We start from the raw sequence: 14,173 nt of genomic DNA, 5'->3' as shown, positions 1-14,173 counted from the left end.
TCGCGACCTTCAGCACGCCGCCGCGCTGATGGCCAAACAACTCGTAAGACGTCTCGATGCTGTCGAGCCTAACGCGGTGCGCGACTATCGAGCCAAGATTGACGCCACTCGAAACGGCATGCGTCATGTTCGTGCACTCAGGCATCGAGCAAAGAGAATCCGATCTCTCTCATTCATCCGGAGCCCGGTCTCGAACGAGCCATCAATAGCGGGGTCGGAGTGATGCGCGCGGTTCGCGCTGCGACGCTTCCGAGAAACCAGCGGGCGAGACCGCGTCGACCGTGTGTGCCGACGACCACCAGGTCGGCGCGCCACCGCTCAGCCTCCCGGACAATCTTGTGGGGCACGTCATCGCTTGTCGGTTTCGTACGGAGAAGTCCAGTTTCAACGTGGTTGGACAAATCGGCGAAGACTCCTTCTGCATTGGCCAGCGCGGTCCTACCTTCTTCGATGAACGCATCCTCAAGAAGATGAATCGGTATAAAGTCAGTCAGCCGGACAGCTCGGTCAATGACGTAGACGGCGCGCAGATGTGCCTCCGGTGGCGCCAATTGCAGTCCAGATCGCATGGCGTCCAGGGATGCAAGACTTCCGTCAAGCGCGAACAGGATGCGGCGCGGGGACTCGGGTATCTCGGCGTCATAGCTTGCGGGAAAAACCAGGATCGAGCAGGGAGTCTGCGTTGTCACGGGCTCGGATACGGTGCCTTCGACCCACCGCAATAGGCCGTGGCGTTGACGCGCACCCACGACGAGCAGATCGGCTTTCCATTCGGTTGCTGCATCGATCAAAACCTTAGCGGTGTCGCCGCTATGCGTCGAAAGCTCAATTACATCCGCCTCGACATCACAATTGCATTGCGCGAGCGACTCTTCTGCATGAGCAGCCGCTTCGCTTGCTTCGCGGAACAGTTCCTCGCGCACGGTCTGCAGTCCGGCCTCAGCAATCGAGCCTAGCGGCAGCAGGGTACGAGGATTCTCGGCGACACTGATGATGCGCACCTTTACTCCAGGTACCGCCAGGTAGCGAATGTACGCCGCCGCACGTGCGGACACGGGTGACGACTCAACTCCGATGAGTATCCGTTTGATTCCGGATGTGGCAGTGCTGCTGGTATTCGCTGTAGTCACGATCCGGTCTCCGTGCGACACGCGAAATGTCGCTGGCGTCGATACCCTATCTTCTCAATCTGCTTTCGCGGCCATTTGACACACGTCAAGGTCCGGCGCGCGAGCGGGTAAACACCTTGCGTGACCGTAAGCCGTTGCCGCGATTCCAAGGAATGATAGACAACGATCCGTCCCCATGAACGCTTTTAAGTAGCGAAATCTCGCGTGCAAGCGGCTGATTATGGCCGCGCGCTGCCCGGGCGTTCGTCATACGCCGGTCGCAATATTCCTCGACCACCGCTAGCGGGCGTGCATCAAAGGCCGCAGAGCGAAGTGAATGATATGAACGTCCCCCACCCATCGATATGTTCCGCGTCGGTGATGCACCTATCGGCGTCGATCGCTACCGAATCTATAAATCGATGATCATAGGGGCTTACTCAGCCGAAATAAGGGGATCTGTCATGACGCATACGATCGTGGGTGTGGACATCGCAAAAAACGTAATGCAGGTTCACTGGGTCGATCCTGAAACCGGTGAGATCGTAAACAGGCCTATCAAGAGAGCGGCGTTTCTCGAGTACTTCGCCAATCGCCACCCGTGTCTCATCGGTATGGAGTCTTGCAGCGGGTCTCAACACTGGGCGCGCCGGTTGATCGAGATGGGCCACAAGGTAAAACTGATGCCTGGGAAATTCGTCAAGGCATTCAACATCCGCAACAAAAGCGACGCGGCCGATGCGCGCGCAATCTGGATGGCCACGCAGATGGACAGCAAGGAAGTTGCCGTAAAGACCGAAGCCCAGCAGGCAGTCCTCGCACTGCATCGCATGCGCCAGCAACTATTGAAGTTTCGCACAATGCAGATCAACAGCCTGCGCGGATTGTTGACCGAATACGGCGAGGTGATGAGCGTCGGTCGGGCGGCGTTGGACAGGGCGGTCGCGGGAGTTCTGGAAAGATTGTCAGGACGCCTGCCTGCGATACTGATCGATACGTTGCGTGAGCAATGGAAGGGGCTGGAGGACCTGGATCGGCAGATCGGCGAGATCGAGCGTCGGTTGCAGGAGTGGATGAAGGACGATCAGGCAGCCAAAGCAATCGCGACGATCCCGGGCGTAGGTTTGCTCACCGCAACAACTGCAGTGGCAACGATGGGTCACGCGAAAGCCTTCAAATCTGGCCGCGAGTTCGCAGCGTGGCTTGGTCTCGTGCCAGCACAGACCGGCTCCGGCGGCAAGATCGAGCTACAGGGCATAAGCAAACGCGGCGATACCTATCTCAGGACTTTGCTCGTTCACGGCGCGCGGAGCATCATCTATCGCGTGAAAGAGCCCGGTTCATGGGTGACGCAGATGAAACAGCGACGTCCGTTGAACGTCGTCATCGTGGCGATGGCCAATAAACTTGCCCGGATAATCTGGGCGATGCTGGCGCATCAACGTTCATACCGAAAGGACTACGCAAGCGTCAAGCCGGCCTGACTTCGCCGGTCTGTCGGAAGGTTTTGTTGGAAGGGATGGAACGTCAAAAGTTGCGGTGGCATTCAAGTTTAATGACAAAACGGGTAGGACCTGGGACTCACCGAGCCTGAAAAGTCGTCTGAGCATGACAAGCTCGCGAAGTGAATGAGGCGTGAGTCAGCGGATTTCATAGGGGCCCGCAGCGAACAAGGCTGCAACAAGGCCGAATGTAGAGCTGCAGCCCATCCTGTTTATCAGAAGGCTCGAAAGTCTGGCGCAAAGGGGGACGTTCATGTAGACGACTTTATTTCGCGTCTGGCAAAGCCATGCTGAGTATGGCTCAGTCCACTGTCAGGGCGCTCGTTCGATAACGCGACGTCCGCGGATTCTCTCAACTCGTCGGAGAAAGCCGCGATATTCAGCCCGGTTGTCGAGTGCGCGGAGAGTATCGCCCGGGGGTTTTCGAGCACGCTCACAACACGAACCTGGACGCCTGCGACGCCCAGTTGACAGGCGTAGGTGGCCGCATGGATGGACGCGATACTCGAATCTACGCAAAGCAGAAGCCGGCTGAAACTGGCCGAAGGCGAATTGGAGCTGACTCGCTGGTTCATAAAGAGACTCCGTGATGATCGCGGAAAACGCCCGACGGAAGCATCGTCTAGGCATACCCTTCAAAAGACAGTCTATACGCTACGTATAAGACCTTCTCCTTTGCTTTCGATTGATTTACGTCATGTTCCGACGTGTCTGCACGACTAGACTGGATGTGCGATAGCGATCGACACGTCGATGACGCCGCTTCTCCGTTTGCCAACGCGCATTCAGACGGGATCAGCGATATGGAAGCCAATCGCCTAAACAATGGCCCTAATATCCGTATTGGCCGATTGTTATGACCTTAGCCGCCGGAACGTTGCCGGGTCACGGCGCGGCTCCGGACGATTTGCTGGCAACCTACACGGCTCAGTCCGGCTCTCCTGCTGTTCCATTGCGCGGTGAGCAGTTCTTTACGAGCCGCATGGACACGAATGGAGTTGTGCTTCATGTCATGGCGCGAGGCCGACAGGCACAGGCAATCACGCAGTCACAGGTAAAGAAACCAGTGCGCTCGCGCCCGCTTTCAATCCCGAGCGCTTCACCGACGCGAGAGAGTCGGACAAATGGTTTCGCTGCAACTGCAGCGATGTAGTCGGTCGGAAATGTACAGTGAGCGAAAAAGCCGACATCCTGAGGCCGTAAAAAGCGCGTCGAACCGCCTCGCCTGTCATACCTAGGCTGAAAAAGGAAACTTTGATGAGCGATTCACACGGATCCCGAAGTGACAAAGACACGCCCAAACTAACTCGCATCCTGGTTTGGGACGCTCCCGTGCGCGTGTTCCACTGGCTCATGGTCGTCAGCTTTGTAATCGCTTACGCGACGGGCGATAGCGAGCGCTGGCGGCTCGTTCACGTGACATTCGGCTATACCATGACGGGCCTCGTCGCCTTTCGCATCGTGTGGGGAATACTCGGAACTCGTTACTCCCGATTTTCAAGCTTCGTTCGCAGTCCAACTGCTGTCTGCACGTATCTGTCTGGGGTGATCAGAGGGCGACACGAGCGAATTGTCGGCCACAATCCGGCCGGCGGTATAGCCATCGTCGCTCTACTGATTCTCGCAATAGCTGTATCTGCAACAGGATGGTCCGCCTACAACAACGCTACGCCCGATTCCATGGAGGACCTTCACGGGATCGCTGCCAATCTTATGTTGGCCGTGGTCGTGATCCATGTCCTCGGTGTCATTCTGGGAAGTTTTCTGCACCGCGAAAATCTCGTCCTCTCGATGATTACAGGCAACAAGACAGGCCGCCCCGAAGAAGGCATTCAGTCATCCTGGAGAATCCTGGGTGTCGTCCTCCTATCCCTGACGATCGCTTTCTGGTGGGTCCAGTGGCAGTCCGCACCGGTGAATGGCGGGGCCGGACAGAAGCCAAGTGTCCAGCAAAACCATGACGACGCTGACTAGGTTCAGAGAGGGCAAGCCAGTCCGAACCGTCGTCGCCCCACCTGCATGGTCCATGCCTCATCGCCTCGCATAACAGGCGGGAGAACGATAACGTCCGTAGAAGAATCCGGTGAACGCGACCCGGACGGGAGCCATACTGCGATGTTTAGAGCCGTCGCCGCGACGCGTAGCTCAACTGAAAGCGCAGTGCGGCACGTTCCAATCTGCCCGACGCATACCAGGTGCAAGCCGGAGAACATAAGTGAGCTTGAGACCCAAGTCTGATGAAGTTATGAACCTGAATGAATCGACGGAAGCGACGCTGACGACATTAACGACGCAAATCAACGCATTTGTGCGCGACGGTACGCTCGATAGTCGGTGCGCAGCAGAGCTGATCAAACGCCTGAAGCGGGAAGCTGATCTGATTTCAGAATGTGGGAAGTTAGCAAGCCCGAGCGGAAGAAGTTGAATATCGCTTTCGTCGAAATCGAGGCCGCCCTGCGCAATCACGATGCAGGCCTGCTGGTGATAGCCAACGCTGCATTGCGCGCGGCCGGTGACGCGGTTGATGTCAGTGCGCGCGGGTAGAGAGTCCCGGAAGGTAAGGGAGGTGCGAGGTTATACGGTCGGAGAGCCTCCTGATTGCCTTGCTGAAGAACCGTTTTCCGGACGACCGCACTTGATATGGCTAGACTGGAGATATGTCTGCTGCTTTCGTGTGTCGTGTTTGCTCTTGGCGAGATCGAGAAGCATTTTATCCGCCGCGTACTTCCATACCCTTGAAACTGGCACCACGTGTTGACGATTGCCTGCCTAGGGTGGGTAGACGCGACCAGAGCCCCTTATGGAGCATCGAACAGACCCGTGCCGATCGCCAGTATTTGTGCGCCATCGCGCAGCAGAAAAAGTGCGTCCAGTTGCTTGCGGCGTGCGAAATCCAGGCCTTTCTGAGGCCCCAACACCATGAGAGCGGTTGCATAAGCATCCGCGTCCATACAGGACCTCGCCAGCACTGTGACCGACGCGACCCTGTTGCATAAAGGCTCACCTGTGCGCGGATCCACGACATGCGAGATGCGCTTGCCCTCGCATTCGCTCCAGTGACGATAATCCCCTGAAGTTGCGACCGCGATATCGGTGAGTTCGATCACGCCGAGCGCCTCCCGGCGTTCGTAGTAGGGACGCTCGATTGCGATTGCCCACAGTGCCTGGCCAGTCTTTGTGCCTCGCGCACGCATCTCACCGTCGATTCCGACAAGCCACGACCGAACGTCATGACTGTCCAGCACACGCGCCAATTCGTCTACGCCGAAGCCTTTGGCGATACCGCACAAGTCGAGGCTCACGTGCGCCTGCTTGCGAGCGCGACACTGCTCGACGTCGACGTCGAGCAGTTCGACCAGCGGGCGTCGGGGTCGTTCGCGCGAGGCTTCCCGCATGGATGGCCGCGGCGCGTTTGACGGGCCGAAGCCCCACTGATCCACCACATCGCCGACACCTGCGTTGAACGCATTGTCTGTCTCGCGCCCCATCTCCGTCGCGCGCACCAGCACCGTCGCAAGATTGCGGGATATCGGCACCCAGACGTCGGGCTCGGCTCTATTCAACCGTGTCAAATCGGAACTGTCCTTCCAGTTCGACATTTCCTCGTCTACCGCTCGTACCGCCGCATCCAGTTTAGAAACGATCAGGGCGCGGTCCAACCCCGCCGGCGCGTAGCATTGCACGCTGTATCGGGTGCCCATCGTCGGTCCGTTGAACGTATAGCGCTCGGGACAACCGGCCATCGGTCCTTCAATAGACATCTTCGACATATCTTCCCTTCAATCTCATCTCGTTCACGGAAAGGCCGGAGCCATCCAGAATGTGTTCCCACGCTCGGGCCACGCCGTTGGCCATGTCTCTGCCTCCGCACACCATGATCTGCGCTCCGCTGGCGACGAGTTCACGAAGCGTTGGCGCGTCGGCCATGAGTCGCTCCTGCACGTAGGTCTTCCGTACGGGGCACGAGAAGGCGGTCTTGAAAGCCGTCAGCCGGCGGTTGCCGACCAGATTCTGCAACTCTTCGTCGTACAGGAACGCCTCGCCTGAGCGTCTGGCACCAAAATACAGATGCATGGGCCGCCCCGCCGAGTTTTGCCGGATGAAGCCGACGAATGGGCTGATGCCCGTCCCTGCGCCGATAAGAATGATTGGCGCCTCTCCCGCCGCGGGTCTGAACGCAGGGTTCCGGCGAATGAACGCCTGAATCGCGTTGCCGGGCTGCAAAGCTGTCAGATAGCCAGAGCAGGCCCCATGCGCATGCCTGCGCACGCAGATTTCGATAAAACCATCTCGCGAAGCGCTCGCGAGCGAGTAGAACCTCGGCACGGTGTCGCCGGGCGGGATCACCCCGAGCAGGTCACCTGCGTCGAATGACGGCAGAGCCCTTTGCAGCGGGGTGTGCCACCGCCGATTGCGCGGTGTGCTGCGGACAAAGCGCAACACCGACGTGACACTTCCAGAGTCGGGTCCATAGTCCTTGCGCTCCACAAGCGTCAGGGAGACGGTGCGCGGTAGCGACGGCTGGTAGCGCACGTCGAGTTGCACGTCGAGTGCGATACCCAGTCGCTCGCTCCACGTCCTGAACGTGCTCTTCGACTGCCGGTCAACGCTGCTGCACTCGATGAGCGCGTGGCCGCCTTTGGCGATCAACGCATCGTGCACGGTTTGCGCATAACCACAGAAATGGGGGAACTGGCGATCCCCAAAACCGAGGACGGCAAACGTTGGTGGAACATAGTCGTTCATGCTCGCGAGCTTGCTCAAATACTGCGTGGCGTTGGACGGTGCCTCACCATCGCCATACGTCGAAGTCAGTACGATCAGGCGTTGCGCCTTGCAGTGGCGTGAGGAAAGATCGTTCATCGGCGCTATATGCACGCGAAAATTCGAGCGCGTCAGCGCCTGATGAATTGCGGCAGCGAACGCCCAGGTGCTGTTTCCTTCGCTTCCCACGAGAATGACCGTATCGGCCTGACCCGCGCTCACGTTGTCTGGAACTTTTACCGTCGCGCGGCGACGCCGCACCCATAGCCATACTCCAGTAATCGCCAAAACCGGCACCGACGCGCTCGCAAGCCCGAGGATCAGCGCGAGCCACCACAGCCCCTCGCCCGTATGCAGCATGAACACGACCTCGTGAAAACGCTGCCACGCGTCATTGGGCTGCCACGCGAGCCATTTCCCCGACGACGGGTCGATGTAGCCGGTGCCGCTCGATGTCCGCAACGTGTAGACATCGCCCGAGTTCTGGGGGGAGGGCAACATCAGTTCACGCAGGTCAGTTACATCGACGTTCCTCAGCGCAGCAACGCGATTCACTGCAAGCGGGGCGCCGGTGCTCACGGAGGCCGGAAATGGAAGTTGCGCCGTGGCTCGTTCGGGGATCACCTCGAAGGTCGTCAACGACAGGACGAGCCCTGTTGCAGCCGAGAGCGTCAGTCCGAGAATGGCGACGCGGGCAACCTCATTGTGGATTCGCTGCAGACCGCTACCCCGAATGCGGCCGAACAGCTTCGCCCATCCGCCCATACGGCGTTCGAGTAGCGCAAGGCCGGATGCGGCCAGCAGCAGCATCAAACCTGCCCCGACGCCGGTTGCGACGCGCCCGGCATCGCCTATGAGCAGCTTGCGATGCAGATTGGTCAGCCAGCGCATGGTGGTCGATGGCGTATAAGGTTCGATACCGTCACCTGTCACGGGATCGATGCTAGCGGCGCCAGACTCGCCGCCTGAAGAGTAATAGGCAATGACGGCGCCCGAGGGCTTTCGCACGATTTTCTCGAGGCCGGGGTAATGGGCCTTCACACGTGCGGCGAGCGTCGCGGCGTCGAGCGAATGCTGGCTAACCTGAATTACACCTGCGCGTTCGATCGCAGGGTTCAGAGACAGCATCGCACCGGAGATCGCCGTGACCATCAGGACGATGGCGGCGATCAGTCCGGGCAACGAATGAAGCTTGCGAAGCATGGCGTTCCTCACAACGTGTAGCGAAACGCTTTCACATAGCCGCGCCCTCTGACGGACTTTCCGGTTCCCGATGTCGTCAATGGAACGACCACCTCGGACGGGTTCTCGTTCATGTTTTCCACTGCGGTATCCACGTGAATTTCGTAGCCGGCGTCGATTAGCGTATCGGCAAGATCGAGCGTTGCCTTCAGCGTCCTGCCGGCACCAACGCTCGCACCCGTAATGCCGTCGATCCTTGCCGCGCCATTTCCCGTCATCCGGTACCAGGCGCTCAGGTGCCTGTAATACTTCGCCTTCTCGCCTGCCATCCACAGCGTGCCCTGATAGCGGCCAGCCCGGTCGGTGACGTACATCACCACGTACGCACCGTCACCGCCGTAATTGGTCAATTGCGCTTCAATCGTGACGGGTCGGGCGAACGCCAGCGAGGGAATCGCAAGTGCTCCGGCAAGCGCTGCAATAGGGAATGTGTATTTCATGACCTGTTCTCTTCAATAGTGGCTACGCCGGGCGAGACAGCACACTTACCCGGCGTCAGGGTTGATTTGCGTATGACGAAAGCGTGTTGCGACGACGGTTCTCGCAGGTCAGCGGATCTGAACCTGCGGCCGGCTCCCCGGGGTCAATAGCCCATTGGATGGCTGCACGCCGCTTGCCGCGTTGCCCGGTTTGTCGTTGGGCGCGCGCGGTCCTGCCGCACCCGGTCGCGGGCCGCTCCGGTCCTCGTGCTCACCGCCGTCTTCTCCGTGGCGCTCGTCCCGGGCGTCGCCATCGGTCTTCAGCCGGATGATCGCGAGCGTGGCCGGATCGACTTTGGCTTTGAAGTGCCGCCCCTGCGCGTCGAGTCCACGGATCTCGTAGCAACCGTCATCCGTCCTGACCCGACTCACGTTCCAGCCTTGTTTTCTGGCTAGCGCATCGATCTCGCTGACCGGTTTCCAGTTCGTGAGCGGTGCGGTGCAGTCGTCGTCTGCCTGCGCCAGCTGGGCGATTCCGGCGCATAGCGCGACAAGGGATGCGATGGCAATGCTTCTTCGGAGCGGTGGTCGTTTCATGACGGGGAGTGTGGTTTTGTCCTGACAGGCTCTACAATGCGGCCCATACCTGAAGCCAGCCTTGCGAACGAAAAGATTTTTCTTCAGCCTGGCGTAAGCTTGACGTAGCACAGTTTGCGATAACAACCGCCGGGACTATCGCATGAGAGTACTGCTTGTCGAGGACGATCCGCTGCTCGGCCAAGCCGTTCGGGACCAGATCACGCGGGACGGGCATTCCACCGACTACGTCACGACCCTGGGCGACGCCCGGCGCTACGTGCAAGCCGCGAACTACGATCTCATCCTGCTGGACCTGCTGCTGCCGGACGGCAAGGGAATCGATTTTCTGCGTGAATTGCGTGTATCCGGCTCATCGGTACCCGTGGTGATCCTGACGGCGCTCGACCAGGTCGCCAACCGCATCGCCGGATTAAACGCTGGCGCCGACGACTATCTTGTCAAGCCATTCGATCTATCCGAGCTCACCGCGCGCGTCAACGCAGTTGCGCGCCGGTATTCAGGCAATCCCAACCCATTTGTCACACTGGGCAATTTGCAGATCGATCTGGCCGCCCACAGCATCCGTCGAGAAGGCCGGTCCATTTCCCTTACCGCCAGCGAATGGGCATTGCTCGAGGCGCTCATTCAGCGACAGGGCATGATTCTTTCAAAGGCACAGCTGGAAGAGCGTCTTTACTCGTTTAACGCCGAAATCGGCAGCAACACTATCGAGGTGCACATGAGCCGGCTGCGCAAGAAGCTGGGGGGCGACCTGATCGAGACGGCGCGTGGCCTCGGCTACAAACTGAGGCAGTGCTAGCGATGCTACACAGCCTCCAGGCGCGCCTCGCAGTAGCGCTTGCCGTTGGTCTGGCCACACTGTCGCTCCTTGTGGGAGCAGCGGCGTTTCGTGTCCTGCAAACCGAAATCGACCGGATCTCGGACAGCGCCTTGCAGGAGACGGCGCAGCGGCTCGTGCCGCTGGCCCTCACGGATATCCTTGATCTAAATACGCAAGGCAGCACCGGACAGCGTGTAGCGGCTGTGCGGGCGCACGACGAGCTGCTCACCTATATCGTGCGCGACCAAACCGGCAAGACCGTCCTGCAGTCTCATGACGCGGACCCTGGGGTCTTCCCGGCTGTTCTGAAGGCAGGCTTCATGTCGACGGCCAGCCACCGGATTTATACGGAAACGGTCCTGCAAGGAACGGTCCGGCTCGCGATTGCTGAACCCCTGGTTGAGCGCCGTCACGTCAGCACTCGGGCCGCACTTGCGGTGATCGAGCCGCTCCTTGTTCTCATCTTGCTTGGCCTCGTCGGCACGTGGCTAATCGTGAAGACGGGATTGCGTCCGATCCGCCGGTTTTGCGAGGGTGTTGGCGCTAGAGGCCGTGACGATCTCACGGCGCTCGCCAAGGCCGGCATGCCCACGGAAATTGAGCCCATAGCTGACGCGGTCAACGACCTGATGCAGCGGCTGGACCGGGCACTGAGCGCCGAGCGCAGCTTCACCGCCAACAGTGCACACGAGCTTCGCACGCCGATTGCCGCAGCACTTGCGCAAACGCAGCGCCTGATAGCCGAGGCACAAGGCACGCCAATCGAGCAACGTGCGCGAAGCGTCGAGACCACTTTGCAGACGCTCGCGCGGCTCAGCGAAAAGCTCATGCAACTGGCCCGGGCAGAAGGCGCCCGCGTCCTCTCTGATATCCCGCAAGACTTGCGGCCCGTCCTTCAACTCGTGGTCGACGATGTCCGGCGCATTGCACGATCTAATGAGCTCGCACTGACCCTGCCCGATGAACCCGTATTGTCGCGCATCGACCAGGACGCCTTCGCCATTCTCGCGCGCAACCTTATTGAAAACGCTGTCAAGCACGGTACGGACGCAACGGCCGTTCGTATCGCGCTCACGAGCGGCGGCACCTTGAGCGTCCGGAACCGAGGACCTATCGTACCCACGGAGACGCTCGCGCGCCTGAGCCAGCCGTTCGAACGCGGGACCACAACAGCGAAGGGAAGCGGCCTGGGGCTGGCGATTGTCAATGCGATCGCCCAGGCGGCGGGCGCACGACTCACACTAGTTTCGCCAGCTGCGGGCATGCCCGACGGCTTTGAAGCCGTCGTGGATGGACTGGCAATACCTGATTCGCCACCAACCTCTCGCAGTAGCATCTGACAGCCAAGGCTGCATTAAATCGCATGCGCGCCCATTAGACAAACCGCATGCCACGTCCGAGAGTATCGTCTCGTCGCTGGCAGCTTGGGGGGAGATGTGGCGACGATCTCGGACGTGAGGCGAGAATGCTCGCATGGCCGGGTGACGATGGCGGACGGAATTGAGGCGAATCGTCTACGGTTTTTTTTTGCGTGCTAACGCGCGTTCGATACTGCGTGGGTGGATCGACAGTTCCAGCCAGGTTTCGATCTCCTGCGCCAGCGCGCGAGCGCGCATGGTGCCATCTTGCTGTAGACGCTCCTCGATGAACGCCATGACCACCGAGTTGAGTTTGTGCGCGCCTTTGGGCCCGCGCTGTTTCGGAAGCAACCCTGGCAGCCCCTCGCTCGCAAAGGCGCTCTCTGCCTGATAGAACGTTGGCCTGGACATTCCGAACAGGGCGGCCGCCTCGGCCTTGGAAGCTCCATCGACCCGAACATGACGCAACATCTCGTACTTGACCTGAACAAGATCGTCGGGATCGAAGAAATCGCCCGATCGAAACCATGGCGCCCGTATTCGGTCGGGATGAGGATTGAGAGCACCAAGTTCGCGTAGTCGATCGCGCTTTGACGGTGGCCTGGTCATTACATGATCGCTCGTTGACACATTGGCAAATAAAATACGCCTTAACTATGGGTAAGTCAAGTATCTCGGTGACCAAGCTTATTCTTAAAATATCCTTAGGTCGCGCAATCAAATAAAGATTATCGCGAGCCATTGACTCCGCGGTCATTCCGACAGCGGCATATTTATCCTTACGTAAACGGCGAAATTTATTTGACATCGCGTGCTCCCAACAAATCGTCAACAAGCGCACGCAATCGAAGCAGATCGTCAGTTCTAAACCAGGATTGTCCACCAGAGGCTTGCGCGAACAGATCTGGCTCCGGGACATCGGTCCAGGATGCCAACACCGAGCGCAGACGCTTGTGTGCGTCGAAGTACATCACGCGATCTTCACCCCAGTTCTGCTTGCGACTCACCAGGACAAAGCGATTTCCACGTGCTGGGTGGAATGGATGGGTAATCTCGAAGGACGCGCCTTTGACTGCGCGACGTTCCTCATGACAGACAGTTGCTGACTTGCGAGAAGGGAATCGTGGAATCGGGAGTCAAATACGTGAAGCGCGGCTTCTTGCCCTTACGCGAGTTCCGTGGCCTCGCCGATGCCAACCGCCAGATACACGCCTGGGTGATGAACGAGGCCGGCAGCCGTATTCATGGTACTACGCGCGAGATGCCCCTGAAGCGCTTCGCGGAGGTTGAACGAAGCCTGCTGATCAGCTTGCCAGACGTCCCGCCGGAGCTCGCAGTTTGGGCTAAGGGGAAGGTCCACCGGGACGCTCATGTTCAGTTCGAGCAGAGCTTTTACTCGGTCCCATATCGCCTGGTCGGCCAGGAATTATGGCTCAAGGCGACCGACACCATGGTGACGCTATACCGTGGGCAGGAATCTGTTGCCGCTCACGTGCGTCTTACTCGTCCAGGCGGGCGTTGCACAGTAGACGTTCATTTGCCATCCGCCGCTCAGGCGTGGCAACTGCAGGATACCCAGTGGTGTCTGGCATGTGCCGAGCAGATCGGACCCGCCTGCTACGCCCTCGTCCACGCGCTCTTCGGCGACAAGGTCCTGATCAAGATGCGTTCGGTGCAAGGCGTGTTGCGGCTCAAAGAGAAATATGGCGCGGTCCGACTCGAAGCTGCTTGCTCGCGCGCAAACCACTACGGCACGCCGCATTACACCGCGGTTAAAACCATTCTGCAAAAGGGATTGGATCAGCTAACGCTGTTAAACGCCTTTGATGCGCTGGCGAGCACCTACACCGAAGGGGGCCGTTTCTGCCGCAACACACAAACCATTCTCCAATAAGGCCAGCCATGCACCCCATCCCTGATCTGACTCCGCTGCTCAAACAACGTAAGCGATAGTTTTAGCACACCGAACAGGGAATCACTTGCAAGCGAAGGGCAAGCATGGCTGCGTCTAGCGGTCTTGATGGCTTGCGCGCCAACGCGATGATCGGAGCGTGTCCGCTGCGTCAGCTGACGCTTGTCTCGGCCTGCCGCTTGGCGTAGTTGAACGGCAGCAGGTCGCGAATGTCAGCGTCCGGGGGCCGCTGCGGTAACTCGGTTAGCACGTGCAGCAGCCAGGCATGCGGTTCGACGCCGCAGGCTCGGCACGTGAGCATCAGACTGTAGACGATCGCGCTTGCTTTCGCACCGGCTTCCGTATCGCTGAACAGCCACGATTTTCTCGCGGTGGCTATTGCCCGTTCATTCTGCCCATATCGGGCAGGAAGTCGAAGTTCATTATCGCTGGCATCCGCTATACAGG

At 59.3% G+C, this 14,173-nt stretch carries 14 protein-coding genes and 2 pseudogenes; 8 read left to right on the top strand and 8 right to left on the bottom strand.

Annotated features, from left to right (window positions below; genetic code table 11):
• Positions 1-173 precede the first annotated feature (173 nt).
• Positions 174-1,130 carry a universal stress protein gene (locus AWB65_RS29390; protein ID WP_087670471.1) on the bottom strand — a complete coding sequence of 319 codons (957 nt, stop codon included), beginning with the start codon at positions 1,128-1,130 and terminating at the stop codon, positions 174-176.
• A 443-nt stretch (positions 1,131-1,573) separates the two neighbouring features.
• Between AWB65_RS29390 and AWB65_RS29385 the strand changes: the two genes are divergently transcribed.
• The 5 genes and pseudogenes from AWB65_RS29385 to AWB65_RS37665 all read left to right on the top strand — a co-directional run bounded on the left by AWB65_RS29385 (position 1,574) and on the right by AWB65_RS37665 (position 5,155).
• A complete protein-coding gene (locus AWB65_RS29385; RefSeq protein WP_087670482.1) occupies positions 1,574-2,593 on the top strand; it encodes an IS110 family RNA-guided transposase in 1,020 nt (339 codons plus the stop codon).
• 874 nt (positions 2,594-3,467) lie between these two features.
• A pseudogene (locus tag AWB65_RS29375) lies at positions 3,468-3,814 on the top strand (DUF1924 domain-containing protein).
• A 54-nt stretch (positions 3,815-3,868) separates the two neighbouring features.
• The gene (locus tag AWB65_RS29370) at positions 3,869-4,585 is read left to right on the top strand and encodes a cytochrome b/b6 domain-containing protein (protein WP_087660864.1); all 717 of its coding nucleotides are present in this window, start codon (positions 3,869-3,871) and stop codon (positions 4,583-4,585) included.
• 241 nt (positions 4,586-4,826) lie between these two features.
• On the top strand, positions 4,827-5,036 hold the full coding sequence (locus AWB65_RS37160; protein ID WP_235007832.1) for a hypothetical protein: 210 nt from the start codon (positions 4,827-4,829) through the stop codon (positions 5,034-5,036).
• Positions 5,033-5,155, top strand: a complete 123-nt coding sequence (locus tag AWB65_RS37665; protein ID WP_268808266.1) for a hypothetical protein — start codon at positions 5,033-5,035, stop codon at positions 5,153-5,155. The genes AWB65_RS37160 and AWB65_RS37665 overlap by 4 nt, the downstream gene beginning before the upstream one ends.
• A gap of 254 nt (positions 5,156-5,409) precedes the next feature.
• Here the strand turns inward: AWB65_RS37665 and AWB65_RS29360 are convergent, their stop codons facing one another.
• The 4 genes from AWB65_RS29360 to AWB65_RS29345 form a co-directional block, all read right to left on the bottom strand.
• Complete coding sequence (locus AWB65_RS29360; RefSeq protein WP_374729770.1) at positions 5,410-6,381, bottom strand: FAD:protein FMN transferase; 972 nt, start codon at positions 6,379-6,381, stop codon at positions 5,410-5,412.
• Entirely contained in the window at positions 6,362-8,578 is a 2,217-nt protein-coding gene (locus AWB65_RS29355) for a PepSY domain-containing protein (RefSeq protein WP_087670469.1), read from the bottom strand. The genes AWB65_RS29360 and AWB65_RS29355 overlap by 20 nt, the downstream gene beginning before the upstream one ends.
• 8 nt (positions 8,579-8,586) lie before the next feature.
• Positions 8,587-9,057, bottom strand: coding sequence for a DUF2271 domain-containing protein (locus tag AWB65_RS29350; RefSeq protein ID WP_087670468.1), 471 nt, complete (start codon positions 9,055-9,057; stop codon positions 8,587-8,589).
• A gap of 108 nt (positions 9,058-9,165) precedes the next feature.
• Entirely contained in the window at positions 9,166-9,633 is a 468-nt protein-coding gene (locus AWB65_RS29345) for a PepSY domain-containing protein (protein ID WP_087670467.1), read from the bottom strand.
• Positions 9,634-9,775: 142 nt separating this feature from the next.
• On the opposite strand from AWB65_RS29345, the gene AWB65_RS29340 reads away from it, so the two are divergent.
• The gene (locus tag AWB65_RS29340; protein WP_087670466.1) at positions 9,776-10,435 is read left to right on the top strand and encodes a response regulator; all 660 of its coding nucleotides are present in this window, start codon (positions 9,776-9,778) and stop codon (positions 10,433-10,435) included.
• Positions 10,436-10,437: 2 nt separating this feature from the next.
• Positions 10,438-11,796 carry a sensor histidine kinase gene (locus AWB65_RS29335; protein ID WP_087670481.1) on the top strand — a complete coding sequence of 453 codons (1,359 nt, stop codon included), beginning with the start codon at positions 10,438-10,440 and terminating at the stop codon, positions 11,794-11,796.
• 174 nt (positions 11,797-11,970) lie between these two features.
• Here AWB65_RS29335 and AWB65_RS29330 read toward each other — a convergent pair whose 3' ends face one another.
• A complete protein-coding gene (locus AWB65_RS29330; protein ID WP_087660878.1) occupies positions 11,971-12,423 on the bottom strand; it encodes a helix-turn-helix domain-containing protein in 453 nt (150 codons plus the stop codon).
• A gap of 188 nt (positions 12,424-12,611) precedes the next feature.
• Positions 12,612-12,866, bottom strand: coding sequence for a DUF5372 family protein (locus tag AWB65_RS29325; protein WP_159907847.1), 255 nt, complete (start codon positions 12,864-12,866; stop codon positions 12,612-12,614).
• A 59-nt stretch (positions 12,867-12,925) separates the two neighbouring features.
• Here AWB65_RS29325 and AWB65_RS29320 point away from each other — a divergent pair.
• Positions 12,926-13,708: pseudogene (locus AWB65_RS29320) on the top strand (Mu transposase domain-containing protein); the annotation flags it as partial.
• A gap of 169 nt (positions 13,709-13,877) precedes the next feature.
• On the opposite strand, the gene AWB65_RS29315 reads toward AWB65_RS29320, so the two are convergent.
• A partial coding sequence (locus tag AWB65_RS29315) for a transposase domain-containing protein (protein WP_235007831.1) occupies positions 13,878-14,173 on the bottom strand: 296 nt, incomplete at its 5' end.

Origin of the sequence: Caballeronia humi (assembly GCF_001544475.1) — a bacterium.
GTDB lineage: Bacteria > Pseudomonadota > Gammaproteobacteria > Burkholderiales > Burkholderiaceae > Caballeronia > Caballeronia humi.
Note: the sequence above shows the minus strand (reverse complement) of the source record. Positions and strands in the feature narration are given on the sequence as shown.